The organism is bacterium (assembly GCA_017744355.1).
In the GTDB taxonomy this organism is placed as follows: Bacteria; Cyanobacteriota; Sericytochromatia; order S15B-MN24; family UBA4093; genus JAGIBK01.
In genome coordinates this window covers 55,032-79,513 of sequence record JAGIBK010000006.1, presented here as the reverse complement: position 1 = coordinate 79,513, position 24,482 = coordinate 55,032, and the positions used below count along the sequence as shown (strand labels likewise).

The following is a 24,482-nucleotide window of genomic DNA, read 5'->3' as shown; positions in this document are numbered from 1 at the left end:
CGATCCCTCTCCGGCCTTCTGGTAGCCTGCTGCGGCAGGTGATAACACCTAATGAACACGTTAAGAACTTGGGCGAAGCTTAACTTCAGATTCAACCCGCGACAACCTATAACTTCAACAGGACATCCAATCCAGCAGTTTCAACGGACTTGAGTGGAGGCAGTATGCGCAAAGCGAGTGCAATCAAGTGGGGTCTTCTTCCCCTCCTCGCCAGCCTGGCCCTGACGGGCTGCGGCCGCACCCCCACCTCGGTCATCACCGAGCCCCAGACCGGCGCGGGCCTCATCTCGACCATCAATCAGCGTCCCGAGCTGCCCCAGGGCGTCTATCCCGTCTCCTTGGCCGTGACCCCCAACGTCCTCTCGGTCACCGTGGGTGAGCAGCGCCAGTTCGCCGTGGCCATCCAGGGCAGCGACGGCAAGACCTACCAGGATCCCCGCCTCGTGAACTGGTCGCTCAGCGACGCCCAGGCGGGCACCATCAACGAGCAGGGCGTCTTCACCCCCCAGCTCCAGCGCGTCGTCACCGTCCGCGCCACCCTGATGGATCGGGTCTCGGACGTCACCGTCACCATCGCCCCTGCCGTCTACAGCTGGCAGCAGGTCCAGAGCCCCACCAGTGCCGATCTCTACGCGGCGAAGATGGTCTCCCCCAAGGAGGCCTGGGTCGGCGGCGCTAACGGCACCCTGCTTCACCTCCTCAACGGTTCCTGGCAGCTGGTCCCCGGCGGCAACGCCGCCTACACCTGGCGTGGGGCTGACTTCGCCGCCGCCGGTAGCGGCTGGATGGTCGGTCACCAGGGCAACAGCTTCAAGGCCACCACCCCGGCGATCGCGATGCAGTACCGCGGCGGCAGCTGGGTCGGCACCAACACCGGCGTCAACGGTTCCCTCCTCGGCGTTTCGGCGCTCGCGGACGGCACCGCCTGGGCTGCGGGCCGCGACGCGGCCGGCAAGGTCCTGCTGATGAAGTGGAACGGCACCTCCTGGACCCGTGACAACTCGTACAACAAGAGCGGTCACATCAACGCCGTGCAGATGCTCGGTCCCTCGTCGGGTTGGGCGGTCGGCTCCGATGGTGACAACGCCCTGGTGCTGCACTTCGACGGCACGCGCTGGGAGAAGAGCTCGCTGCCGGTCGGCTTCGGCATCGGTCGCGACTCGGAGCTCTTCGGCCTCCAGATGTTCAACGACCAGCAGGGTTACGCGGTCGGCAGCCAGAAGGATCTGCTCGGCGTCAAGCGCGGCCTGATGCTCGTCTGCGACGGCCGCGGCAGCAACGTCGTCAACTTCTCGAACTGGAAGGTGAAGGAAGCGAACGAAGCCGGCGTCAAGTTCCTCGACCAGGTTCCCCTGCGCGGCATCTCGATGATCGACGGCAACAAGGGCTGGATCCTCGGCGGCACGGTGGATCCCAACCGCCTGCCCGACCCCGGTTCCTGGTTCAGCGGCACCATCAGCGAAGTGTACGGCAACCTGCTCGGCTTCGACGGCACCACCTACCGGATCGACAACAACTTCCAGTACTACAACCTGTCGAAGGAGTTCAACGGCATCCACGTCCTGCCCCAGGGGGATGGCCTCATCGTCGGCAAGCAGGGTTACCTGATGCAGCGGGCCTACGACTGGCGCAACACCTCGACCGGCGGCAACTACAACAACTACGGCGGTCAGACCGGCACCCAGACCGGCGAGTACTAAACCTCAAGAACAACAACGGGCGGCGAGTTCAGACTCGCCGCCCGTTGTTGTTCTAATCATTCCCCCCCGCCCACCTGGGGGCAGGGAAGCGAGTAGAGGTTTCTCAAGCTTGAAGGGATTTAGAAAGACGTGGGCGGCCTGTCGCCCCAGATCAAGAGGGCGTTGCTGACCGGCCGCTCGGAGCCGTCCGAGGGCTTGTTCATCAGCTTCCCTTCCAGCACGAAGGCCGTCGAGCCGCCGCCGTCCAGGTTCATGGCGTCCCGAGCGCCGAGCTCGCGCATCAGCTCACCCAGCTCGCTCAAGGTCAGTCCCACCGACTCGTTGGCCGAACGGCCGTCCACCGCGACGATGACCAGCTCGCCGGTGGCCGTGACCCCCACGGCGGTGCGCGGCGCGCGCCCGCGGGCCACGTCCGCCTGGAAGCGCTCGGCCTCGCTGGTGACCCGGACCTCGCCCGCGTCCACCAGGCGCGGGCCGCCCCCCAGCACGTGCTCGACCCCTTCGAAGTAGTCGCTCAGGGGCACCTGGAGCTTGACCTTCATGCCGGGCTTGAGGGTCTCGCCGAGCCAGCCCGCAGGCGATCCCAGGGCCGAGAGGACGAAGCCCCCGGAGGGGATGGGCAAATCGTTCGACCCGAGGGCCATGACCTGGCCGTCGGGAGCCACCGCCACCTCGAGAGCGCCGGGCTTGCCCTCGGTCCGGGTGCGGGTCCCCCAGCGGTCGGTGTAGGCCACGATCTGGTCGTCCCAGCGAGCCTGGTTGATCCCGTCGAGCTCCGCGCTCTGGCCGTTCGGCAGCTCCACGTAGGCGGAAAGGGCCGCGCGCTCGATGACGGGCCGCGCGGTGGCCGGGCCGAAGCCCAGGGCCGTGCGGGCGTAGATCGGCCCGGTCACGAGCTTGCGATCGATCATCAGCAGGCCGAGCGGCAGCCCCCCACGCCCGAAGTAGGCGCCGTTGACGGCGGCGAGGGCCTGGTGGCGCTGGGCGATCGCGCTGACGGTCTCTAAGCCGAAATTGCCCTGGCTCGCGGCCATGGCGGGCGCCACCCGCACCCCCGGCGCCTTGGGATCCACCCGCAGGGCGTGGATCGACAGGGGGCCGAAGGGCGTCCCGCGCCGGATGGCCTGGTGGCTGATTCCCGGCGCCACTTCGCGCCTCAGGCTCTCGCTGAAGACCTTCTGGAGGGTGACCTTGAGGCGGTAGGGGGCTTCGAGCGTGGCGTCGACCCGGGTGGGCAGGCGGTAGCCCCAGGGCACCACCAGCACCGGGTCGGGCCCTTCCTGCTCCCAGCGCAGGCCCTTGAGGATCGGATCGTTGATCGGCTGGTCGAAGAGCAAGAGGCGATCGCCGCTCATCCCCGCCAGCCGGAGCCGATAGGCGCCCGGGGTGACGGTCTCGACGGCAGCAACCGGCCGGGTCAGCTCGAGCCAGAGGGTCACGGCCTCGGGGCTGCTCTCGACCCGCATGCCCACGAGGGTCGAAGCGGGGTTTGCGGGAGTGACCGAAGCAGAAGCGCCCCCCGCCGGACGCGGCGCCACCGAGGGCGTCGCGACGAGGGGGAGCGCTGCGAAGAGGACCGCGAGCGGGTGCATCTTAGGCGGTCAGGACGGTCTCCGGCCGGGAGGTGCGCGAGATCCGCGCGCCCACCGCGGTCAGCTTGGCTTCGATGTGCTCGTAGCCGCGATCGATGTGCTGCAGGCCCGTGATGACCGTCTCGCCGCGGCCGACCAGGCCTGCCAGGATCATGGCGGCGCCGGCGCGCAGGTCGGTGGCCTTGACCGGGGCCCCCGAGAGCTCGGGCACCCCCTGGATCACCGCCACGTTGCCCTCGGCCTTGATGTTGGCGCCCATGCGGATCAATTCGTCCACGTGCAGGAAGCGGTTCTCGAAGACCATCTCGGTCAAAACCGAGGTGCCGTCGATGGTCGCAAGCAGCGTCATGATCTGCGCCTGCATGTCGGTGGGGAAGCCGGGGTGGGGCATGGTGCGGATGTCCACCGGCTTGAGGGGCCCCTCGACCTTGACGTTGACCACGTCCTCGCCCATGGGGGTGACGGTCACGCCCATCTCGATGAGCTTGCTTGCGATCGCCTGCAGGTGGTCGTTGCGGACCCCGGTCAGGGTCAAATCGCCCCGGGTGATGGCCGCGGCCACCATGAAGGTGCCCGCCTCGATCCGGTCGGGGATGATGGCGTGCTCACAGCCGCCCAGGCGACGGACGCCCTCGACGGTGATGGTCTGGGTGCCGGCACCGGTGACCTTGGCGCCCATCTTGTTGAGGAAGTCGGCGAGATCGACGATCTCGGGCTCCTGGGCGCAGTTCTCGATGACGGTGGTGCCCTCGGCGTGGACCGCCGCCATCATGATGGTCTCGGTGGCCCCCACGCTCGGGAAGTCTAGGTAGATGTTGCCGCCGATCAGGGCGTCGGCCTGGGCCTCCACGTAGCCGTGCTCGATGGTGACCTTGGCGCCCAGGGACCGCAGGCCCTTGAGGTGCAGATCCACCGGCCGCGAGCCGATGGTGCAGCCGCCGGGCAGGGGGATCCGGGCGTGGCCCATCCGGGCGAGGATCGGGCCGATGGCGAAGAAGGCCGCCCGCATCTTGGTGACCAGCTCGTAGGGGGCCGTGTACTCGCAGAGGCCGCTCGCGTTGAGGCGATAGGAGCCCTTGCCGGTCGACTCGACCTCGACACCCAGGGTGCGCAGGATCTCGCAGATGATGTGGACGTCGGTCAACTCGGGGACGTTGGTGATATGGCAATCGCCCTGCGAGAGGATCGCCGCGGCCAGGATCGGCAGGGCCGAGTTCTTTGCGCCGCTGACCGGAATGGTGCCGACGAGAGGGGGCCCGCCGTTGACAATCAGCTTATCCAAGCCCTGATCCTCCTACTCGAACCACGTTGTTGCGCCGTGTTATCGCTTGCTTGTGCACACTCTACCTGAAACTGTACGTCGAAAAGATTGTGTCTAGATTGCGGGGATGTTGCTGTAACGCATCACACAAACTCGCCTTAACCCCGGCCGTGCCACTTGCCGCCTTACGATGGAGCTGTCCCGTACTGAGGTCGAGAGGTTCCGGATGGTCGCCGAGAGCGATCGCGAGACGCTTGGCCCCTTTGCCGAACGAGGGCCTCCTGTTCGAGTTCGTTCTACCCCTAAGGATAGCGCGGCAAGCCCCCTGGATCGGAAAGGTTGGGTTAAATTTTTCGGCCCGAGCCGCCTTTCTCCCTTTTGCACAGGGCCCTCGGGAGGTTTTGGCGAGGTTAACGCCCGGGCCGGTTTGCCGGATTACGCCCGCAGGTTGAGCTTGGGAGCGCCCTTCTTGACGCCCTCGACCCGCAGGACGATGTCGTCGGCCTTGACGCCGCCCGAGAGCTCGGTGCGGATCCAGTAGCGGCCAGGACCGGGCAGCTGCACGTTCTCGAAGGTCGTGCGGAAGCCCATGCCGCCGCCCGCCTGGTCGAGGGCGACCGCCTCGTGGGTGAAGGAGATCAGCTCGGTCTTGCGGTCGTCTGCAAACATCGTGTGCTTGCACGAATAGCGGCCGGGGGCCAGATCGTAGGCGCAGCTCAGGACGGCGAACGAGAGCGGGACCGGGAACTCCTCGGCCACCACCCGGTGGATGGGGTGGATGAAGAGCTGCTTGTTGTTGGAGACGTCGATCTCGACGTTCTCGAAGAGGATGGTCTGGACCGTCGGCATGGGGCGTTCCTTCCTACATTCGACCGTAGAGGCCTGTGCGGCACGGCACGGCGAGGCCCGAAACGGGCAAGCCTTCGCCTAAGGATACGCCACGGGATCTCCCGGCGCAAGGTCATTGATCACGCGGCGGCTCCCGCTGAGCGCTCGCTTGCTGGTGCCCCTTCCCCGTGCTATAATCGGCCGATACGAATGGATCCGCTTCTCATGCCCGCGCGCCGAGCCCTGCTCAGGCCCCGCGGAGCCCACACGCCGACTCGCATGCCCTCGGACGGGGTCGAAGCGAAAGCCTCGATGTCTGAAGGCGCCCCCGCACCGGTCGGCGGCGGACGTAACCCCACCCACTCATAAGGAGATTCAAGAACCTATGCCCGTCGCACCTATGAAGAGCCTGCTCGAGGCCGGCGTCCACTTCGGTCACCAGACCCGTCGCTGGAACCCCAAGATGCGTCCCTACATCTTCGCCGAGCGCAACGGCATCTACATCATCGACCTCCAGAAGACCTCGCGTTACCTGGATGCCGCGTACTACTTCGTGCGCGACATGGTCGTCCAGGGCAAGAACATCTGCTTCGTCGGTACCAAGAAGCAGGCGCAGGAGACCATCCGCGAGGAGGCCGAGCGCTGCAACATGTTCTTCGTCAACCAGCGCTGGCTCGGCGGCATGCTGACCAACTTCGAGACCATCAAGAAGCGCATCGCCCGCCTCAAGGAGCTCGAGCAGATGAAGGTCGACGGTTCCTACGACCGTCTGCCCAAGAAGGAAGTCTCGCTCCTCGAGAAGGAAGCGTTCAAGCTCGAGCGTCTGCTCGGCGGCATCAAGAACCTGCCCGGCCGTCGCCCCGACGTCATCTTCGTGATCGACACCAAGAAGGAGCACCTCGCCATCAAGGAAGCCCGCAAGCTGGGCATCCCCGTCGTGGCCGTGGTCGACACCAACTGCGATCCCGACGAAGTCGACTACATCATCCCCGGCAACGATGACGCGATCCGCGCCATCAAGGTCCTCACCGAGAAGATCGCCGACGCGGTCCTCGAGGGCAAGCAGGGCGTTCAGCACGCCGCCGGCACCACCGAGCAGCTCGAGGCCGTCTCGATCTAGTCGTTGCTGCCCCTCATGGTCGGTCGTACGCCCGGGCACTCGCCCGGGCGTGCGTTTGAGAAGGTGTGGCCGTCCCCTTCGCGGGGATTTTAGAGTATACTGAAGAAGAATTTGATCTTTCCTTAAGGAGGAATCACCCGTGGAAATTTCCGCTTCGCTCGTCAAAGAGCTCCGTGAGAAGACCGGCGCCGGCATGATGGACTGCAAGAAGGCCCTCACCGAGGTCGGTGGTGACCTGGAGAAGGCCATCGAGCTGCTCCGCAAGAAGGGTCTCGCCGCTGCCGCCAAGAAGGCCGGTCGTATCGCGAGCGAGGGCGCCGTGGGCTCCTACTTGACCCCCGATGGCCGCGTTGGCGCGCTGGTCGAGGTCAACTGCGAGACCGACTTCGTCGCCCGCAACGAGGAGTTCGTCGCGTTCGTGAAGGAAATCGCCCAGCAGGCCGCCGAGAAGGCGACCAGCGAGGCCGGCGTCGGCGCCGATCTGATGGCGCAGCCCTTCGTGGCCGAGCCCGGCAAGACCGTCGACGAGGCCCTCAACGTCAAGGTCGCCAAGATCGGCGAGAAGATCGACATCCGTCGCTTCGCCCGCTACACCGCCGAGGGTACCAACCTGGTCGGCACCTACATCCACCTGGGTGGCAAGATCGGCGTGCTGATCGAGCTGATCTCGGACAAGGACATCAGCGCCAGCGGTGATGCTCAGGAGCTCGCCCGCGACCTCGCCATGCAGGTTGCCGCCAGCAGCCCCGCCTTCGTCAACCGCAACGAAGTCCCCGCGGAGCAGATCGAGGCCGAGCGCCGCATCCTCGCCGAGCAGGACGAGATCAAGGCCAAGCCCGAGGCCGTCCGCGGCAAGATCGTCGAGGGTCGCATCAACAAGTACTTCGAGCAGGTCTGCCTCCTCGACCAGCCCTTCATCAAGGAGCCCAGCAAGAGCGTGACCGACGTGATCAACGATCGCGCGAGCAAGCTCGGCGCCAAGATGAGCGTCAAGCGCTTCGCCCGCTTCGTGCTCGGCGAAGGCATCGAGAAGAAGGTCGAGGACTTCGCGGCCGAAGTCGCCGCCCAGATGGGCAAGTAAGCTAGGCCAATTCGAAGGGCGACCCCCGTCATGTGTCGGGGGTCGCTCCTCACGAGAGGAGACTCTGTTGAGCAACGGTCTCAAGTACAAGCGCATCCTCCTCAAGCTCAGCGGCGAGGCCCTCATGGGCGCGCAGGGCTACGGCATCGACCCGGCGGTGATCCGCCAGATCGCCGAGGAGGTCAAGAGCCTGGTGGACCAGGGCCTCGAGCTCGCGCTGGTCGTGGGCGGGGGCAACATCTTCCGTGGGCTCGCTGCGAGCGCCAAGGGGATGGATCGCTCCACCGGCGACTACATGGGCATGCTCGCCACGGTCATGAATTCGCTGGCCCTGCAGGACGGCCTCGAGAAGGCCGGGGTCGACACCCGGGTCCAGTCGGCCATCGAAATGCGCGAGGTCGCCGAGCCCTTCATCAAGCGTCGGGCCATGCGTCACCTCGAGAAGGGCCGCGTCGTGATCTTCGCCGCGGGCACCGGCAACCCTTACTTCACCACCGATACCGCCGCCTCGCTGCGCGCCGTCGAGATCGGCGCCGAGGTCCTGCTCAAGGCGACCAAGGTGGACGGGGTCTACGACTCGGATCCCGCCAAGAACCCCAACGCGGTCAAGTACCAGCAACTCAGCTACATGGAGGTCCTGAGCAAGGAGCTCAAGGTCATGGATTCCACGGCCATCTCCCTTTGCAAGGACACCGGGCTCCCGATCATCGTGTTCAACCTCAACGAACCCGGCAACATCGAACGTGTCGTGCGCGGCGAGCCCATCGGCACTTACGTAGGAGGCATTCCCACTCATGCTTAAAGACGTCATCGCGGAAGCCGAAGGCAAGATGAAGAAGGCGGTCGCCCGGATCAACCAGGAGTTCGCCGCGATCCGCACCGGCCGCGCCGCCCCTGCGATCCTCGATCGCGTCGAGGTCGAGTACTACGGCTCCATGACGGCCATCAAGGCCATCGCCTCGGTCTCGACCCCCGACGCGCGCACGCTGGCGATCCAGCCCTTCGACCGCGCCGCCCTGACGGCCATCGAGCGGGCCATCCTCAAGAGCGACCTGGGCCTGACCCCGACCAACGACGGTCAGTCCCTGCGCATCGGCTTCCCCCCTCCCACCGAGGAGCGCCGTCGCGACCTGGTCAAGCTCGCCAAGAAGGAAGCCGAAGAGGGCAAGGTCGCCATCCGCAACGTCCGCCGCGACGAGCAGGACAAGATCAAGGCCGCCGAGAAGAAGAGCGAGATCACCCAGGACGACTCGAAGCGCCTCCAGGACCAGCTCCAGAAGCTGACGGATCGCTTCGTCGCCGAGATCGACAAAGCGCTCGTCTCCAAAGAAGCCGAGATCATGGAGGTCTAGCCATCCAATCCTGGCTTGCTTATCCTCTAGACCGAGCCCTCGCGGCGCTTGCCGCCGAGGGACCGGTCACGGTCAAACCCCTCCTGCCGCCCCGGGCCTCGGTGCCCGCGCAGATCGCCCACCCCGCCGAATGGCGGGTGGCGGCGGTCCGCAAAGGCCAGGGGGGGCTTGAGTTGCTTGCTGTTCCGCGTACCCTCGACCTGCTCGAAACCGAGTCCTAAATGTCGCCCGACCCCTCGCCTTTCGATCTCAATCGCCCCAAGTTCCGACTGCGGGTGATCACCTCGCTCGTGGCCATCGTGCTGGCCGTCGCGCTCATCTGGTTCGCCGAGTGGCCGATGGCCGTCTTCGTCTTCGTGCTCTCGGTCTTCGCGAGCCGGGAGCTCTACTGGCTCTTCGAGGAGAAGGGCTACCGTCCTGCCCGCTACCTGGGCACGGCGGCCTCGCTCTCGATCATCGTCCTGACGGCCCTGACGGGGACCAAGTACCACGCCCCCTTCATGGTGGCGAGCTTCGTGCTGGCGTGCCTGTTCCTGATCATCCGCAGCGCCCCCTGGTTCCCCTACCAGAGCCTCCTGGGCAAGGCCTCGGACCAGAAGCCGAACCAGATCGGGACCATCTCGGACGTGGCGACCACCTTCCTGGGGATCGTGCTGACGGGCTGGTTGCCGAGCTACATCCCCCTCCTGCGCCAGCTCCAGTACCCGGATCTGGTCCATCGCGAGGCCATGCCCCACCTGGGGATGGGGATCACCTTCCTCTACTTTGGGGCGATCATCGCGACCGACGTGGGGGCGTACCTGATCGGCAAGTCCATCGGCCGCAGGCCCCTGATCGGGCCTCTCTCCCCGAAGAAGACCGTTGAAGGTTCGCTTGGGGGCATCCTGCTCGCCGTCTTGGCCGCCGCGCTCATTGGCTGGGGCTTCCACCTGGACATCCTGCACTGCATGGCGCTGGGGGCGGTGATCAGCGTGGTCGCCCAGATCAGCGACCTGACCGAGTCGATGATCAAGCGGGATGCGGGCAAGAAGGATTCGGGGGACATCATCCCGGGTCACGGCGGGGTGCTGGACCGGGTGGACAGCTACCTGCTATCGGGAGCGGTCGCCTATTACTACCTCTTCTACATCTGGCACGTGGTCTACTGAGGCCATCAAAAAAGGACCGGCGCCTCTGGCGCCGGTCCTTTCGTTTTGCTTACCAGAAGAGGCCGCGGTACCGCTGGTACACAAACATGGTGCTGATGATGTTCAGGGTCAAGAGGCCGTAAGAGAAGCCGGAAGGGGCGCCGCCGAGCATCGCGCCCATGATCATCAGGATCCAGATGGTCGCAGTGGAGGCGATGCAGATGTTCAGCGTGTAACGGGGGTTCATCATGGCGAGCTCCTCTTGGCCGAACGAATGGCGGGCAACCTGCCCTTTTCATGCCCAACATAACGCTTGCCTAAACCCCGAATTTCCAGATGATGACTCGATTGTGACCTATCCCTTGCTTGCTGAGACGCCCGGTAAAAAGCCCCCGACCATCGGTCGGGGGCTGAAGAGGGTTGGGGTTAGCCGCGGGACGGCTGCAGCTTGTGCTTGATGATCTCGATGAGCGGGGGCAAAAGCGAGACGGCGATGACGCCCAGGATCACCAGCTTGAAGTTCTGCTTGATCATGGGAAGGTTGCCGAACAGGTAGCCGCCGAACACGAAGAGCGAGATCCAGAGCAGGCCGCCCGTCACGCTGAAGGCGAGGAAGCGCTTGTAGGGCATCTGGCCGATGCCCGCGACGAAGGGGGCGAAGGTGCGCAGGATCGGCGCGAAGCGGGCGAGCACGAGGGTCTTGCCGCCGTGCTTGTCGTAGAAGGCCTGGGTGCGGTCCAGGTAGGAGCGGTTGAGGAAGCGGCTGCCTTCTTTGAAGATCTTGGGGCCGAGCGTGCGCCCGAGCCAGTAGTTGGTCGAGTCGCCGGCGACCGCCGCGAAGAACAGCAGGCCGAAGAGCAGGCTGACGTCGAGCGAGCCGGAAGCGGCGAAGGCGCCGGCGGCGAAGAGCAGCGAGTCGCCGGGCAGGAAGGGGGTCACGACGAACCCCGTCTCGCAGAAGATGATGAGGAAGAGGAAGAGGTAGGTCAGGGCACCGTAGGTCTGGATGATGACGTTGAGGTGCTTGTCGAAGTGCAGGATGAAGTCGACCAGGTGAAGCAAGAGATCCATTGAGCGGGACTCCGGAAGGGGCCAGTCGGCCCGAGGGCTCCTGGTAGGCCGTGAGCGGCCTTAACAAGAAACAAAGGCGCCAGGATGAATCCCGGCGCCTTTATTCTTTAGTGCGGAGGATGGGACTTGAACCCATACGGATTTCTCCACACGCCCCTCAAACGTGCGCGGCTGCCATTACGCCACCTCCGCAGGTGTCTCGCCAGTCGCAGCGCTGACGATGAGTTCATTATCGCCTGGTCTAAAGGCTTTGTCAAGGGTTAATTCAACGTTGACCTAAAAAATCTTCCAAACTAGACTGGCTGCACGTCCGACGAAAGGAGGTCCTCCATGTCTAGTCGCTTCGCGACGCCTCTGACGGCCACGATCGCCGTGGCCGCCTCCTGCTTGTTCGCCCTTCCGGCGCTGGCGTCGACCATGCCCCGGGCCGACATTGCAGGCAAGGATTCTCGATACTTCGGCCTTGGGATCGGCAACGGCCTCAGCGCCTCGGTGGACTTTGCCCTGAACAAGGACGTCACCCTCGGGGCCTCGCTGGGGACCGGCCTCTATCAGGCCGAGTACAGCCGCTTCGATATTCGCTTGCTCTACGACTTCGTCAACGGCGGCCGCCGCAACCTGAGCGTGGCAGGCATCATCGGCCTCTGGGGCGGCTCGCGCTGGGGCAACGCCTACGCCTTCGCGCCGGGCATCGAGATCGGCTTCGGGCTCGCCTATCCCTTCACCCGAGAGCTGACCGGTCGTCTCAACCTGGTGGTGCCCTACTACGGCCTCTCGGGCGGTCCTTACTACGATCTGTTCGGCGGCCCGAGTGGCGGCGTGGAGCTCGCCTACAAGTTCCAGCCCCACATCGAGGGGACCATCGGTAGCAACGGCCAGGGCAACCTGCTCGGCCTCAAGCTCAACTTCTGAGACGTAGGTGCAAGGGGGAAAGTCGGCCCGTCCTGGCTGCTTTCCCCCGTTGAGCTTAGGCCTGCCTTGCGACGGGGCGGTCCCTCGGCTACACTGAGGGCATGAAGCACGCCCCGTCGGCATTCCTGGCGATCGCAACCCTCGCCCTGAGTCCCGCGGCGGCCCTGGCCGTCGAGCAGACTCCCTTCAAGCCCGCTCCGCTACCGCCCGAGCAGGCGCTTTTCTCGTTCCTGCCCCAGAAGGACCCGCGCATCGCCGCGGGCCTGAGCTTGGCGGTCAACGGCACCGGCCAGTTCTATAACGGGGAGACCGCCAAGGGCTGGTGGTGCCTCTCGCCGGTTCTCGCCTATCCGCTCGCATGGGCCCTGGACAGCGCCCTGGGCACCGGCTACTTCCGCGCGGGCGACGCCCTCCTCATCATCGGGACCAAGGTCTACTCGACCCTCGACGCCTACCGGGTGGCGGACGAGGCCGCGCGCCGCGCGCCGCAGAGGCGCTAGGCCGTGCGTGTCCTTCGTGTCGGCCTCGTTCTCGCCCTCATCGCGACAGGGCCTGCCCACGCCGCGACGGTCTGGGGAGCCAGCGGGCTTTCCGCCATGCCTGACGCGCGCACCCTGAAGGCGCGCGAGTTCGAGTTGGGCGCGCGCGCGGTGCTTCCCGCCGACCGGCCGGGAGTCAGTCTCGGCTTCTTGCGCATCGGCTTCATGGAGGGCCTGGAGGGCAGCCTGCTTTACGCGGTGCCGGACTACGCCTACCTCTCGGGCGGGCTCAAGTACCAGCTGATGCGCCCGAGTGCCGCGAACCCCACGGCGATCGCGGTCGGCCTGTCGCTCATCGGGGTGGACGCGGCGGGTCCGCTCTCGGGCCTGCACTACACCATGGTCCTCTCGCGCGACCTTTCCGGCCGGATCGGGACGCAGCCCTTCAACTGGGGCACCCTGCACCTGGGCTTCGACGGGGACGTCTCCCTCAACACGCGCTTGATGGCGGGCCTTGAGGTGCCGTTCGGGCCCCTCGGTCGGGTCATGGTCGAGGGCCACGGCCCGCAGGCGACCTCGGGCGCCTATACGGGCCTGGGCGTCGAGCTGACCCCTCTCTCTTGGCTTCGGCTCAGCGCGGGCAGCCTGAGCGTGCCGGGCCTCTCGGTCGTGGACCGGGGCTTCCACTACGGTGCAAGCGTCCAGGGCATGATCCCCGAGTTCGGCCAGGCGCCCTCCAAGATGCCTGCCACGCCGGCCGCCGGTCGTCCCCAGCCCGCCCCTTCGCCGCGCCCGTCGAGCGCTCCCGGCACGATCCCCGTCCTGACCGGTCCTGTCACGCCGCCCGCTCTGCCCGCTGCTACCTTGCTCGGTCGCGTCCTGGGGGCTGACGGGACGCCGCGCGCGGGCTACGCCGTGAGCCTTGCGGAGCCGCCGCGCCGCGCAACCACCACGGCGACGGGCTACTTCTACTTGCCGGCGCTCACGCCGGGAACTTATCCGCTCGAGGTCTATTCGCCCAGCGGCGAGAAGGTCGCGCTCGCGACGGCCTCGGTCCAGGAGGGCGGGCCGGTCTCGCTCACCATCCAGGTCGGCGCGCAGCAGGCCGAGCGGATCACCGCGACCCCCACCCCCTTGCGCCGCGGGGCGGTCGAGGGCGCGGTGACGGACGCTGCGACCAAGGAGCCGCTTGCGGGGGTGCGCCTCTTTCTGGAGGGGACGGGGGTCTCGGTGGTGGCCGTGACCGATGCGGCGGGCCGCTTCAAGATCATCGACCTGGCACCTGGCCAGTACAAGGTGCGCGCGGAGCGCTCGGGTTACGCCGTGGCCACCGCCACCGCCCGCATCGCCCTGGAGGCGCCCTTCGCCCAGGTGCGCCTCGCCATCAAGCGCGCGGGGTAGCGCGTGGAGCCCCGCGCCGCGTCCTACCGCACCCTGGCGGCCCTCGGCTACCTGCCGCCCGTCGCGATCGCCGTCCTGCTCATGCCGAGCTATCGCGGGGTGCGCCACCTGCGCTTCCACGCGCTGCAGTCCCTGGCCCTGCTGCTCGGAGCGATCGGTGGTGCGGTGCTCCTCGGCTGGGCCGGGGCGATCCTCGGCCGACTTCCCTTCCTCGGCTTGTTCCTGCTCGGGATCTCGGGGCTCGCGATCTCGCTGTGGATGGTCGGCGCCCTGGGGGTTGCGGTTTACGCGGCGGTCATGGCCTACCAAGGCCGCACCACCCGCCTGCCCTTGCTCGATCGCCAATTGCGGCGCCTGGATCGCCACCTCGAGCGGCGCTGGTCGACCCCCGAACTGGGGGGCGAGGTCGTCGAGAAGCGGGTGCGCCGCCGCCGACCGCGTACGCCGCTCTAGCCTCGCGCGCCCCTCTCGGGGATCCGTTACAATGGCAAAGCGGGCGAGCCTCTCGTGGCTTTCGGGCCCGCCGACGGATCCCGTCTAGGAGGAGTGCCGTGTCGAATCTCGCTGCCGTCCGACGTCTGGGCCTTGGGCTCTTGGGGAGCGCCTTGCTCGCGGGCTGCTCCGCCGGCGAGTCGAGCGTGACCCTGCAGGGCCGCATCCGTCCCCCTTCCGCGGAGGGTCTCACCCAGCCCGCCGCCTTGCCGGCGCTCAAGGGCAGTCCCCTGACGGTGAGCAACCTCGCCGGGACCCTCGGCAAGACCGACGCGGCGACCGTGAACGACGCCGAGGGCAACTTCTCCTTCGCCGTACGCACCGACACCCTGCCCGCGGGGGGCGAGTGGGTCAAGGTGGCGTGGCGCCACCCCAGCCGAGGGGGAATCCTGCTCTCGCGGACCTTTCGCCTGAACAAGGGGCAGACCGGCACCCTCCCGGCGGAGATAACGGACCTTTCGACCTTGGCAGGCCTCGCCATGGAGGCCGAAGTGCAGCGTGACGCCTCGCGCTTGCTTGATCAATCGGGTAAGCCGCGCAGCCCCTTGCTGCTCGAGAGCGAGCTCGCCGCGCAGGCGACTGGGGCGGGCGGGATCCTCGGCACCTTCCAGCAGCGCTTCTACGCCTACTTGGGAGGCGCGGCGACCGCTCCGGGGGCGGATTCGGACCTGGCCCAGGACGCGGGCGAACTCCTCTTCCCCTGATCGCAAAAGGAAAGCCGCCTTCCCCCTTCGCGCTTTGGACTGACCAAGTGAATTGGTCCTCGCCAGCCAAGCCTTCCAACCGAGGGTCGTGCTAGCCTCGGGGGCGAGGCCCGCGCCTCATGCGCGGGCGGCGAAGGAGGGCGCTCATGACGGTGAGGACCTTGGCTTCCCGGGCCTTGCCCGGACTCGTCGCGCTCGGATTGGGGGGGAGCGCAGGGCTCGGCGGCTGTGTCTGGCCCATGATGTCGCCCGAGAACTCTCTGCCCCGCCTGGTGACCCTCTATGGCCAGGCGCTCTTGCCCGACGACTACGTGGTGGCTGCGGAGTCCCTGCCGGCCCCCCGGACCTTCCGCTCGCGCCTCTCGCGCCTCGATGGGAGCGTGCTTGCGGTCGGCAGCATCACGACCGACACGGGCGATTTCTCGGTCAACGTCCCGGTGACCGCCCTCTCGGCGAGTACCACCCTGTACGAGGTTTCCCTCTTGGATCCGTCGGACCAGCCTGTATACCGGGGGCTGGTCCGCCTTTCGGCGCGCACTTCCGAGACAGGCCTCACCCTCAGCGCGGCGAGCACCACCGTGGCCCTCGCCGCCCAGGCCTTCAAGCGATCGGGCAGGGATCCGAGCAACTGGGACCCCGAGGCCCTCTCCCAGATCGCAAGCGTCAAGACATCCGCCCAGCAGTACGCCTCTCAGCTGGCGCGCTGGAGCAGCCAATCACGCAACGTGAGCCCGCCTTCGGCGCCCCCCGAGCCCAGCGCCAGCGCGATCGCGAGCATCATCGCCGTAGCGGCGCGCTAGGCCTTCGGATCGAAGCTTACCGATACCTTAAACCACCCTTCACCTTCTCCGCGTCAGTTCGCGGGGAGGGGCGTGCATATAGTGTTAGCACCGCACGTTAGGGAGGGTGGAGAGATGGCTCGATTTGGTACTGCGCGCTTGATGCCGATGATTGCTGCGCTTGGCGTGGCCTTTGCGATCGCCGTCAGCGGCTGCGGCCGCGGGCCCAGCCAGGCGGACGACCTGACGAGCGATACCAGCGCCTACGATCAGTTCGAGGACACCAACAACGACAGCGGTCTCTACACGGAGACCCCCACCGCGTCGGTGACCCCCGAGCCGGAGGTGACCCCCACCCCCGCGCCCACCCCCACTCCGACTCCGGCGCCCACCGCCACCCCGACCCCCGCCCCGACCGCGGCGCCCATCGATCTGGCCTACGCCCTGCGCGTCACCAACGTCAAGGCCGAGACCAGCGGCGTCCTGAGCTTCAAGACGGTGACGGCGACGGTCCAGGTGATGAACCCCAGCTTCCTGATGCAGCGCGCCGGCACCCTGGTGGTGACCTTCACCAAGAAGGGCGCGATCGTCGAGACTCGCCGCATCACCGTCGTCCTCGACCCGGCCGAGATCCGCGACTACAAGGTCAAGTCGAACGAGTACGCCGATGCGGCCACCGCGGACGTGCTGACCACCCAATAATCACCCGCTTCTCCCGCCGTGCACACAAGCCCCCGCCTCAGGCGGGGGCTTGTTCCTTTGCGCCGAGCGGCAAGGCGACGCTCTTGGGGGATTGGATCCTTGGATCCGTAGAAACCCCACTGTTCCGTGCGTTCGGCCGGATCTATTCTTCAAGGTATCGCGAGGAGTGCCTTCTTCCGGTTTTGGCGCCCCCTTTGCGTGATCCTTGAAGAGGGCCCGATGAAGCACATGAAGATTCGACACCTGCTCATGGCGTTGATCGCCCTGTTGGCCTTGCTCTCCGTGTTACTGCTGGTCAAGGAGGGGGTGCGCGTCACGGCGGATGGCGGCAAGGCCGCCTGGCTCCAGCAAGCCAACCGCATGGCCGACCACATCCTCACGGCGAACGCCAGCGAGGCCCTCGAGCGTGGCGTGACGGCCACGGCGATCTCCAAGCCGGACGCGGTGACGGCCGAGACCGCAGCCAAGATCCGCACCCTGCGCGAGACCGGGGACAAGGCCTACGCGGAGGCCGTCGCCATCGCCGAGGGCCTGAAGGCCGGGGATCAGGGCCATCCGCTGAATGAGAGTCTCAACGTCCTCGCCGAGCGCCGTGCGGCCCTGATGGAGGCCCGCCGCTCGGTCGATCGGGCCCTCGAGACGCGGACGCCCGCGCTGGCCCCCAAGGTCTGGATCGGCACCATGACGGCCTTCATCGAGGCCCTGTCCCAGGTGCGGCGGGACGCCTTCACGGCCAAGACCCCCCTGGACGAGGCCTATCGCAGCAACCTCCAGATCAAGGAGATCGTGTTCCTGGCCGCCGAGTACGCCGGACGCGAGCGGGCCACCATCGGGTCGGCCATCGCCCAGGGCAAGCCCATCGAGGGCGAGACCGCCCAGAATCTCGCGCGCTTCCGGGCCATCGTCGACCAGAACGTCACAGTCCTGCGCCTCATCACCCGGAAGTTCCCGGCCGACTCGCACGTGGGCGAAGCCATGGCCGGGCTCGACGCCGAATTCCTCGGCCGCTTCGAGCAGATGCGCCGCGCCGTCTACCAGGCGAGCGATGCCCATGCGCCCTACCCCGTGACGGGGAGTGAATGGGTCAAGGAGGCCACGCGCGGCATCGACTCCATCCTGAACGTGGCGGAGGCCGTCAGCGCGGACACCGAGCGGGCCGTCGGCGCCGCCCAGCAGGAGCAGCAGCTCAACACGGTCGTGCTCGTCCTGATGTCCCTCGCCACCCTGACCCTGGTTGGGCTTGCGATTCTCCTCATTCGGCGTCGGATCATCGCCCCGCTCTTGAAGCTCGTGGCGGTGGCCCAGGCCGTCTCGAACGGCGAGCTCGATCGCCGCATCGCCATCGCCCATCGCGACGAGCTGGGCGATCTGGCCGCCTCCTTCGAGGCGATGATGGTCTACCTGCGCGAGATGGCTGCGGCCGCCGAGGAGGTCAGCGCCGGCAACCTGAGCATCAAGGTAAAGCCCAAGAGCGAGCGCGATCGCCTCGGGACGGCCATCACCCGGATGATCGAGGGCCTGCACGTCATCGTGGGGGAGGTGCGCAACACCGCCGGCGCGGTCACCTCAGCCGCGGGCCAGATCGTGGGATCCAGCCACCAGCTGGCCGATACGGCCTCGGTCCAGGCTTCGGCCAGCGAGGTGACCTCGGCGGCCATGGAGCAGATGGCCGCGAACCTCAAGGCCGTGGATACCAGCACCCAGGAGCTGGAGCAAAAGGTCTGCGTGGTCCAGAGCCAGTCCAACGAGCTGGCGGCAGCCGTGACCCAGACGTCGGGGGCCATCGCGGAGCTCGCCGCGAGCATCCAGCAGGTGGCGGGCAACGCCTCGCAGGCCAACCAGGTCGCCGCGGGCTCGAGCGACGCCATCGCCTCGGGCGAGCAGGCCGTCGCCGAGGCGAAGTCCGGCATGACGGCCATCAACGAGACCATGACGGGTATCCGCGCGACCATCGAGGAGCTGGCGGCGCGCTCGGGCGAGATCGGGGCCATCGTCGAGGTGATCGACGACATTGCCGAGCAGACCAACCTCCTCGCGCTCAACGCCGCCATCGAGGCGGCTCGGGCCGGCGATGCGGGCCGCGGCTTCGCGGTGGTCGCCGACGAGGTCCGCAAGCTCGCCGAGCGCTCGGCCAAGGCCACCAAGGAAATCGGCGACTTGATCGCGGGCATCCAGAAGGAGACGGCCCACGCCGTCGGCGTCACCCACGAGGGCACCGACAAGGTGCATCAGGGCGTGCGGCTCGCTGAGCACACCCACGAGGCGCTTCAGCGCATCAAGGGCGCGGCCACCGAGATGGCTCACCTCCTCCAGGAGGTGGAGGAGGCGACCAGCGAGCAGGCGCAATCCAGCCAGCAGATCGTCACGGCGGCCGAGCAGATGGCGAGCGTCAACGAGCAGGTGAATGCCGCCGTCCACGAGATGCACCTGCTCACTCGCTCGGTCAGCTACGCCACGGCCGAGCAGCGCGTGGGGGGCGACCAGGTGGTCCGGGCCATCGAGAGCCTGAACGCGAGCGCCCACGAGGCATCCCTCGCGACCACGAGCGTCTCAGGGGCCGCCGACGACCTGAACGGCCACGCCCGCGGGCTGCAGGGGGCCGTTGCGCGCTTCAAGCTTGAAGCGGACTCGCGCGACGTGCGGATCGAGGCGGTGCCTCGCCTGGCGCTGCCCGAGCGGCGCTGACAGGGGAGGCGCCTTCCCCCCTCGGCGTCGAGGGGGCGTGCTATGATGGCAGGCGTCCGTCTTTTCGAGGGTTTCCGCGCGCCATGACCGCCCCCATCTCCCCGCTGCCGGCCATCGAAGGCCCGCTGCCGCCCCCTAGTCGCCCACCGGCGGCCTGGGCGGTCGATCAGCTCGCGGGGCTCGGGGCGACGAGCGCGCTTTGCCTCTTCAGCGGCTGGGGGGCCGAGGCGCGAGCCTTCAAGCGTCTGGGATGGTCGGTGGCCACCGCCGACCCGCTCGTTTCGAGCGCCTGGTGGAGCCGGGCCTTCGTGGCGGGCGGGGCGCAGCCGGTCGGCGAGCGCCGCCTGGCCGAGTGGCTCAAGCTGCGCAAGGAGCCCGAGGTCGTCAAGCGCTTCTTGCCCTGGGCCAACCGCTACTTCACCCCGGAAGAGACCATCTGGCTCGGCATCTGGCACCAGCACCTCTTCGGCGGCGCCCTCTCCGACGAGGAGCGTGCCATCGGGGTGGTGGCCGTCTACTGGGCCATCCGTTACTGGCTCTCATGGAACCGGCAGGAGCTGGGCTTCAAGCCCATGCCTCCCTCGGCGGTCTTCCGTCACTACGTGGAGCAGGCCAACCGTCTGCGCGAGCAGCATCGAGGCCTTCCGGAAGGTCGCTACGCGGCCGACCGGATCCCGCCCGAGGCCGCCCTGTCGAAATATCCGGGCGACCTGCTATACTGTTACGTCCCTCCGTTGGAGGGTATAGGATCTCTCGGCTTGGCTCAGCTGCTCTGTGAGCGATGGACGCTCGGGGAGAGCGCGCTCGCGGCCCCGTTGGTCCCGCCGGAGACGCTCGGTGGGGCCTTCTCGGACCCGGCCGCGCACCTGGCGACTATCGAGCACCTGCTCGATTCGGCCGAGGGCTTTTCCTCGGTGGCGCTGGCCTATCGCGGATCGCTCGGTCCGGCCCTGGAGGCCGTGTTGGCGAAGCGGCGGCCGGTGCTCTCGCGCCGGGAGCTCGCGGTGCCCTACCCCACCGGGGGAAGGACGCGGGTCGTCGCCGAGGGCCTGATCGTCGCCGGCACCGCCATTGGCGGAGCCATCGTGAGAGTGAACGAGCCGGGGAGCGCAAGGGGACCGATTGAATGATTGCCGAAGGCAGCCTCCAAGATTTCAGCTTCAGCGACCTGATCCAGATCATCGGTCTCAACGCCTCGACCGGGACCTTGCGCCTTTCGAGCGAAGGGCGTGAAGGCACGCTCGCGTGCGCCGAGGGCCGGATCGTGGGAGCCCAGGTCCAGGACCTTTCGGGCGAGGAGGCGGTCTACGCCCTCTTCCACTGGGACACGGGCGCTTTTGCTTTTGACCCCGGCACCCCCGCGGCGCTGCCGAGCGTGACCGCGCCTCTGGGCGAGCTCGCCCAGGAGGGGATCCGCCGCCTGGACCGCTGGCGCGCGGTGCGCGCCGAGCTTTCGACCATTTCCCCCCGCGCCCGCTTCCGGACCCAGCGCCGTCCCCTGCCCGAGGAGACCTCCTCGCTCGCCGCCGAGCTCGCCGCCAAGCTCGAGGCCGCCGAGGGCAAGACCCTCGCCGAGCTTGCGCGTGAGGTCCAGCTGGACGAGCTGTCGGTCGCAACCGCCCTCATCGAGCTTCACCGCGAAGGGGCGCTCATCGTCGAGACCGCGCCCGACGAGGCGCTGCGCAGCGTGTTCCGCCGTCTGTGCGACGAGCTCTACGCGCGCTTCGCGTCGATCTCGGGCCTCAAGATGACCGAGGGCCTCGAGGCGCTCTTGAACGAAGAGGCCCGCGCCCGGGGCGTCGAGCTGCGCTGGCGCAGCGGCGCGGTGCAGGACGGGGTCCCCGCGACCCAGACCTTCGAGCAGCTTCGCGACCTGTACAAGGCGTTCCTGACCCAGGCGCTCGAGTACGTCACCAAGATTCACGGCCCCGGCTTCACCGAGAAGGTCCTCGCGGACGCGCTGGAGGGGGCGACCCCCGAGGAGCGTAACGGCTGGGAGGCCCTTGATTTGCCCGTCACCACAAGGACCCCCTAGGTTCGACGCCGCCAGAACGCCTGGCAGGAGGACTTCGACACCCATGGCCATCTCCAAGCACCTGGTCCTGACGGAAGACGGGATTCGTGCCCTCAACAACTCGCTCGGCAACCTCGTGCTCGATTCGGGCGCGCGGGCGGCGCTGCTCATCGACAAGTCCGGCCAGATGATCGCGGCCCAGGGGGAGACCAGCCACTACGACACCATGTCGATCTCGGCGCTGGTGACGGGCTCTTTCAACTCCACCAAGGCGATCGCCACCCTGTTGGGGGAGGCGGAGTTCACCAAGATGTTCCAGCAGGGCGCCACCAACTCGATCTACGTGGCGGCGCTCAAGACCCACGACATCCTGGCCGTCATCTTCCCCAACCAGATCCCGGTGGGCCGGATCAAGTACAAGGTCGAGCAGTCCCTCGACGGCGTCGACCAGCAGATGGACGCCATGTACAAGCAGAGCCCCGCGTCTTCCCCCATGAGGCCCGCGCAGGCGCCGGCGCCGAAGATCAACGACCTGTTTTAGGAGTGAATGTCGATGGCCCTCATCAACTACGCCAGCCGCGAAATCAACTGCAAGATCGTCTACTACGGCACCGGCCTCGGCGGTAAGACCACCAACCTCGAGTACATCTTCAAGCAGCTCGCCCCCGGCATCCGCGGCGAGATGATCAGCCTGGCGACCGAGACCGAGCGCACCCTGTTCTTCGACTTCCTGCCCCTCGATTTGGGCTCGGTCCAGGGCTTCAAGACCAAGTTCTCGCTCTACACCGTCCCCGGCCAGGTGGAGTACAACGCGAGCCGCAAGCTGATCCTCAACGGGGTGGACGGCATCGTGTTCGTGGCCGATAGCCAGACCGAGAAGATGCAGGAGAACATCGAGAGCCTGCGCAACATGGAGGAGAACCTCGCCGAGTACGGCCTGACCCTCGACTCGGTGCCCTACGTGCTGCAGTACAACAAGCGTGACCTGCCGAACGTGAACTCCTTCGAGGATCTGGAGAGCTCCCTCAACGACCGGGGCGTGCCCTCGTTCGAGGCGGTCGCGGTCGAGGGCTCGGGCGTGTTCGCCACCCTCAAGGCGGTCTCGAAGGCCGTCCTCAACCGCCTGAGCTAAGTCTCGTCGTCCAACGCACCCCCTTTCCCCCGCCCCCGTCCCCTTTGGGACGAGGCGACGGGGGAGTCGCTTGAGGGCCGGTACTCTGTCCGATCGCATCGCCGATTATGAGGTCATCGCCGAGCTCGCGCGTTCCGCGTCGGGCCGGATCCTCATTGCGCAGGCGCCTGGATCCAAGCGCCTCTTGGCCATCAAGGAGATGCTGATCGAGCAGGACGCGGGCCTCTCGGTCGACGAGCAGGTGGCGCGCTTCAAGCGCGAGGCGGACATCCACCTCCAGCTCAACCACCCGAACATCATCAAGGCGTACGACGCCGGGGTGGACGGCGATCGCCACTACCTGGTCATGGAGTACCAGCCGGGCGGCAACTGGCACGCGGTGATGGAAGAGCGGCGTCGAAGCCCCATCCCCCAGGTCCTGGAGTGGGGAATCCAGCTCTGCAACGCCCTCCAGCACCTGCACGAGCAGGGGGTGGTCCATCGGGACGTGAAGCCCGCCAACTGCCTGATCTCGCCGGCGGGCCAGCTCAAGCTGACGGACTTCGGCATGGCGCGCCGGGCCTTTGCCCCGGGTATCACCCAGGCCAAGATGATGCTCGGCACCCTCAACTACATGTCGCCCGAGCAGCTCTTGGATGCGACCTCGGTGGACGGCCGCTCGGACGTGTTCGCCGCGGGGGTCATCCTGTTCAAGGCCTTCACGGGCGAGCTGCCGTTTGCGGGGGAGACCCCGACCGACGTGGCGCACCGCCTGCTCTACGCCGAGCCGACGGACGCCCTCTCGCTCAACCCGCGCCTGCCCAAGAGCCTGGGCGACAAGCTCCTGAAGTGCCTGAGCAAGGATCCCGACTACCGGTACCTCTCGGCCGAGGCCTTCGCCAAGGACCTGGAAGAGGAGCTGCACCGCACCGAGATCTACCTGGCCCAGGGCTACGACCACGCCGAGCACGCCGAGTGGAAGGACGCGAACCACTGCTTCCAGCAGGCGATCGCCATGGACAGCGCCAACGCCGACGCCTGGTTCCAGCTGGGCGAGAGCCTGCACCACCTGGGCCAGCCCGAGCAGGCGAGCGAGTGCTACCTCAAGGTCATCCACCTCAACTCGTCGCACATCGAGGCGTACCGCCGACTGGGCGAGGCCTACCTCGCGACCAAGAACCACCCGGCGGCCATCAAGATGCTGCAGCGCGCCTGGGTACTCGAGCCCAAGGACCGGGACGTGTGCATGGCCCTCGCCATGACCTACCGGGAGATGGAGCAGTTCCAGGAGGCCATCGAGCAGCTGGGCTTTTTGGTGGAGCAGCACCCGGACTGGGCGCGGGCCCACTTCGAGCTGGGGCGCGCCCGCTACGCGGCTGATCGTCCCGAGGAGGCACTCGTCTCCTTCCGTGCCGCCCACCGCCACGCCCCGACCGATCCGGACGTGCTCTTCAACCTGGCCTCCTTGCTGCACGAGCTGGGCATGCTCGAGGACGCCGAGGAGCACTACGAGAAGCTGATCGTGCTGACGCCCGATCGCCCTTACACCCACGCCCACCACAACCTGGCCTGCCTGTGGCTGGTGCAGGGGCGCCTCGCCGAGGCCGAGGCCCAGGTGCAGGCGGTGCTCGCCCAGGAGCAGTGGGGCCCGTCGTACCTCTTGCTCGGGGAGATCTTCGAGCGCACGGCGCGGATGCGCGACGCGATCGAGGTGTACCGGGCGGCCATCGAGCTGATGCCGGACCACGCCGACGCCTACATCTCGCTGGCGCGGGTCTTGCAGCGCACCTTCCAGCCCAACGCCGCCATCGATCTGCTGCGGGTGGCCGCCGAGCGCCTCGCGGGCGATCGCGCCCTCTTGCTTTATCACCTTGCCCTGGCCCTCAGGACCCGCGGCGACACGCTGGAGGCGACCGACGTCCTCACGCGCTGCATCGCCGAGCGTCCCGCTCAGGAGCTGGCAAAGGCCGCCGAGGGCTTGCTTGCGGCGGTGCGGCCCGCCAAGCCTGGCAAGAGCCGCTGATCGCCTGGAACGGCGCCAACCACGCAAGTTTCGGCTCGCTTGGTCGAT

General features: G+C 67.3%; 24 protein-coding genes and 1 tRNA gene. 19 read left to right on the top strand and 6 right to left on the bottom strand.

Annotation, left to right across the window (positions count from 1 at the left end; all coding sequences use genetic code 11):
• Positions 1-164: 164 nt before the first annotated feature.
• Entirely contained in the window at positions 165-1,700 is a 1,536-nt protein-coding gene (locus J7643_15435) for a hypothetical protein (protein ID MBO9541979.1), read from the top strand.
• A gap of 119 nt (positions 1,701-1,819) precedes the next feature.
• On the opposite strand, the gene J7643_15430 is transcribed toward J7643_15435, so the two are convergent.
• The 3 genes from J7643_15430 to J7643_15420 all read right to left on the bottom strand — a co-directional run bounded on the left by J7643_15430 (position 1,820) and on the right by J7643_15420 (position 5,402).
• The gene (locus J7643_15430) at positions 1,820-3,292 is read right to left on the bottom strand and encodes a phosphodiester glycosidase family protein (protein ID MBO9541978.1); all 1,473 of its coding nucleotides are present in this window, start codon (positions 3,290-3,292) and stop codon (positions 1,820-1,822) included.
• A 1-nt stretch (position 3,293) separates the two neighbouring features.
• Entirely contained in the window at positions 3,294-4,574 is a 1,281-nt protein-coding gene (murA, locus tag J7643_15425) for a UDP-N-acetylglucosamine 1-carboxyvinyltransferase (GenBank protein MBO9541977.1), read from the bottom strand.
• Between the two features lie 414 nt (positions 4,575-4,988).
• Positions 4,989-5,402, bottom strand: coding sequence for a hypothetical protein (locus tag J7643_15420; protein MBO9541976.1), 414 nt, complete (start codon positions 5,400-5,402; stop codon positions 4,989-4,991).
• Positions 5,403-5,766: 364 nt separating this feature from the next.
• Between J7643_15420 and rpsB the strand changes: the two genes are divergently transcribed.
• The 5 genes from rpsB to J7643_15395 all read left to right on the top strand — a co-directional run bounded on the left by rpsB (position 5,767) and on the right by J7643_15395 (position 10,082).
• Entirely contained in the window at positions 5,767-6,501 is a 735-nt protein-coding gene (gene rpsB, locus J7643_15415) for a 30S ribosomal protein S2 (protein MBO9541975.1), read from the top strand.
• A gap of 139 nt (positions 6,502-6,640) precedes the next feature.
• The gene (locus tag J7643_15410) at positions 6,641-7,582 is read left to right on the top strand and encodes an elongation factor Ts (protein MBO9541974.1); all 942 of its coding nucleotides are present in this window, start codon (positions 6,641-6,643) and stop codon (positions 7,580-7,582) included.
• Positions 7,583-7,646: 64 nt separating this feature from the next.
• Positions 7,647-8,384: a UMP kinase gene (locus tag J7643_15405; GenBank protein MBO9541973.1), complete on the top strand. Its 738-nt coding sequence runs from the start codon at positions 7,647-7,649 to the stop codon at positions 8,382-8,384.
• Positions 8,377-8,934, top strand: a complete 558-nt coding sequence (frr, locus tag J7643_15400) for a ribosome recycling factor (protein MBO9541972.1) — start codon at positions 8,377-8,379, stop codon at positions 8,932-8,934. Before J7643_15405 ends, frr begins: the two co-directional genes overlap by 8 nt.
• A 221-nt stretch (positions 8,935-9,155) precedes the next feature.
• On the top strand, positions 9,156-10,082 hold the full coding sequence (locus tag J7643_15395; protein ID MBO9541971.1) for a phosphatidate cytidylyltransferase: 927 nt from the start codon (positions 9,156-9,158) through the stop codon (positions 10,080-10,082).
• Positions 10,083-10,131: 49 nt separating this feature from the next.
• On the opposite strand, the gene J7643_15390 is transcribed toward J7643_15395, so the two are convergent.
• The 3 genes from J7643_15390 to J7643_15380 all read right to left on the bottom strand — a co-directional run bounded on the left by J7643_15390 (position 10,132) and on the right by J7643_15380 (position 11,324).
• Positions 10,132-10,311 (bottom strand): hypothetical protein, encoded by a 180-nt coding sequence (locus tag J7643_15390; protein MBO9541970.1) that lies wholly within the window; start codon positions 10,309-10,311, stop codon positions 10,132-10,134.
• A 176-nt stretch (positions 10,312-10,487) separates the two neighbouring features.
• The gene (locus J7643_15385; protein ID MBO9541969.1) at positions 10,488-11,132 is read right to left on the bottom strand and encodes a DedA family protein; all 645 of its coding nucleotides are present in this window, start codon (positions 11,130-11,132) and stop codon (positions 10,488-10,490) included.
• Between the two features lie 111 nt (positions 11,133-11,243).
• Positions 11,244-11,324, bottom strand: a tRNA-Leu gene (locus J7643_15380).
• 138 nt (positions 11,325-11,462) lie between these two features.
• Here J7643_15380 and J7643_15375 point away from each other — a divergent pair.
• From J7643_15375 to J7643_15315, 13 genes are all read left to right on the top strand, one after another.
• Positions 11,463-12,044: a hypothetical protein gene (locus J7643_15375; protein MBO9541968.1), complete on the top strand. Its 582-nt coding sequence runs from the start codon at positions 11,463-11,465 to the stop codon at positions 12,042-12,044.
• A gap of 101 nt (positions 12,045-12,145) precedes the next feature.
• Positions 12,146-12,544 (top strand): hypothetical protein, encoded by a 399-nt coding sequence (locus tag J7643_15370; protein MBO9541967.1) that lies wholly within the window; start codon positions 12,146-12,148, stop codon positions 12,542-12,544.
• Between the two features lie 3 nt (positions 12,545-12,547).
• Positions 12,548-13,924 carry a carboxypeptidase regulatory-like domain-containing protein gene (locus tag J7643_15365; GenBank protein ID MBO9541966.1) on the top strand — a complete coding sequence of 459 codons (1,377 nt, stop codon included), beginning with the start codon at positions 12,548-12,550 and terminating at the stop codon, positions 13,922-13,924.
• Positions 13,925-13,927: 3 nt separating this feature from the next.
• Positions 13,928-14,377 (top strand): hypothetical protein, encoded by a 450-nt coding sequence (locus tag J7643_15360; protein ID MBO9541965.1) that lies wholly within the window; start codon positions 13,928-13,930, stop codon positions 14,375-14,377.
• A 98-nt stretch (positions 14,378-14,475) separates the two neighbouring features.
• On the top strand, positions 14,476-15,120 hold the full coding sequence (locus J7643_15355) for a hypothetical protein (protein ID MBO9541964.1): 645 nt from the start codon (positions 14,476-14,478) through the stop codon (positions 15,118-15,120).
• A 146-nt stretch (positions 15,121-15,266) separates the two neighbouring features.
• The gene (locus tag J7643_15350; protein ID MBO9541963.1) at positions 15,267-15,920 is read left to right on the top strand and encodes a hypothetical protein; all 654 of its coding nucleotides are present in this window, start codon (positions 15,267-15,269) and stop codon (positions 15,918-15,920) included.
• A gap of 114 nt (positions 15,921-16,034) precedes the next feature.
• Positions 16,035-16,601, top strand: a complete 567-nt coding sequence (locus J7643_15345) for a hypothetical protein (GenBank protein MBO9541962.1) — start codon at positions 16,035-16,037, stop codon at positions 16,599-16,601.
• 219 nt (positions 16,602-16,820) lie between these two features.
• Positions 16,821-19,286: a HAMP domain-containing protein gene (locus tag J7643_15340; protein ID MBO9541961.1), complete on the top strand. Its 2,466-nt coding sequence runs from the start codon at positions 16,821-16,823 to the stop codon at positions 19,284-19,286.
• Between the two features lie 83 nt (positions 19,287-19,369).
• On the top strand, positions 19,370-20,416 hold the full coding sequence (locus J7643_15335) for a hypothetical protein (GenBank protein MBO9541960.1): 1,047 nt from the start codon (positions 19,370-19,372) through the stop codon (positions 20,414-20,416).
• Positions 20,413-21,321, top strand: a complete 909-nt coding sequence (locus tag J7643_15330; protein MBO9541959.1) for a DUF4388 domain-containing protein — start codon at positions 20,413-20,415, stop codon at positions 21,319-21,321. Before J7643_15335 ends, J7643_15330 begins: the two co-directional genes overlap by 4 nt.
• A 43-nt stretch (positions 21,322-21,364) precedes the next feature.
• Positions 21,365-21,841, top strand: a complete 477-nt coding sequence (locus J7643_15325; protein ID MBO9541958.1) for a roadblock/LC7 domain-containing protein — start codon at positions 21,365-21,367, stop codon at positions 21,839-21,841.
• Between the two features lie 12 nt (positions 21,842-21,853).
• Complete coding sequence (locus tag J7643_15320; GenBank protein ID MBO9541957.1) at positions 21,854-22,432, top strand: GTPase domain-containing protein; 579 nt, start codon at positions 21,854-21,856, stop codon at positions 22,430-22,432.
• 70 nt (positions 22,433-22,502) lie between these two features.
• Entirely contained in the window at positions 22,503-24,434 is a 1,932-nt protein-coding gene (locus tag J7643_15315; protein MBO9541956.1) for a tetratricopeptide repeat protein, read from the top strand.
• Positions 24,435-24,482: the final 48 nt, after the last annotated feature.

Excerpts from the sequence above, each read along its gene's own strand:
- J7643_15335 (MBO9541960.1), top strand. The coding sequence starts at position 19,370 with ATGACCGCCCCCATCTCCCCGCTGCCGGCCATCGAAGGCCCGCTGCCG.
- frr (MBO9541972.1), top strand. The coding sequence starts at position 8,377 with ATGCTTAAAGACGTCATCGCGGAAGCCGAAGGCAAGATGAAGAAGGCG.
- J7643_15430 (MBO9541978.1), bottom strand. The coding sequence starts at position 3,292 with ATGCACCCGCTCGCGGTCCTCTTCGCAGCGCTCCCCCTCGTCGCGACG.
- J7643_15370 (MBO9541967.1), top strand. The coding sequence starts at position 12,146 with ATGAAGCACGCCCCGTCGGCATTCCTGGCGATCGCAACCCTCGCCCTG.
- J7643_15435 (MBO9541979.1), top strand. The coding sequence starts at position 165 with ATGCGCAAAGCGAGTGCAATCAAGTGGGGTCTTCTTCCCCTCCTCGCC.
- J7643_15320 (MBO9541957.1), top strand. The coding sequence starts at position 21,854 with ATGGCCCTCATCAACTACGCCAGCCGCGAAATCAACTGCAAGATCGTC.
- J7643_15420 (MBO9541976.1), bottom strand. The coding sequence starts at position 5,402 with ATGCCGACGGTCCAGACCATCCTCTTCGAGAACGTCGAGATCGACGTC.
- J7643_15345 (MBO9541962.1), top strand. The coding sequence starts at position 16,035 with ATGGCTCGATTTGGTACTGCGCGCTTGATGCCGATGATTGCTGCGCTT.
- J7643_15350 (MBO9541963.1), top strand. The coding sequence starts at position 15,267 with ATGACGGTGAGGACCTTGGCTTCCCGGGCCTTGCCCGGACTCGTCGCG.
- J7643_15330 (MBO9541959.1), top strand. The coding sequence starts at position 20,413 with ATGATTGCCGAAGGCAGCCTCCAAGATTTCAGCTTCAGCGACCTGATC.
- rpsB (MBO9541975.1), top strand. The coding sequence starts at position 5,767 with ATGCCCGTCGCACCTATGAAGAGCCTGCTCGAGGCCGGCGTCCACTTC.
- J7643_15385 (MBO9541969.1), bottom strand. The coding sequence starts at position 11,132 with ATGGATCTCTTGCTTCACCTGGTCGACTTCATCCTGCACTTCGACAAG.
- J7643_15375 (MBO9541968.1), top strand. The coding sequence starts at position 11,463 with ATGTCTAGTCGCTTCGCGACGCCTCTGACGGCCACGATCGCCGTGGCC.
- J7643_15390 (MBO9541970.1), bottom strand. The coding sequence starts at position 10,311 with ATGATGAACCCCCGTTACACGCTGAACATCTGCATCGCCTCCACTGCG.
- J7643_15395 (MBO9541971.1), top strand. The coding sequence starts at position 9,156 with ATGTCGCCCGACCCCTCGCCTTTCGATCTCAATCGCCCCAAGTTCCGA.
- J7643_15325 (MBO9541958.1), top strand. The coding sequence starts at position 21,365 with ATGGCCATCTCCAAGCACCTGGTCCTGACGGAAGACGGGATTCGTGCC.
- J7643_15340 (MBO9541961.1), top strand. The coding sequence starts at position 16,821 with ATGAAGCACATGAAGATTCGACACCTGCTCATGGCGTTGATCGCCCTG.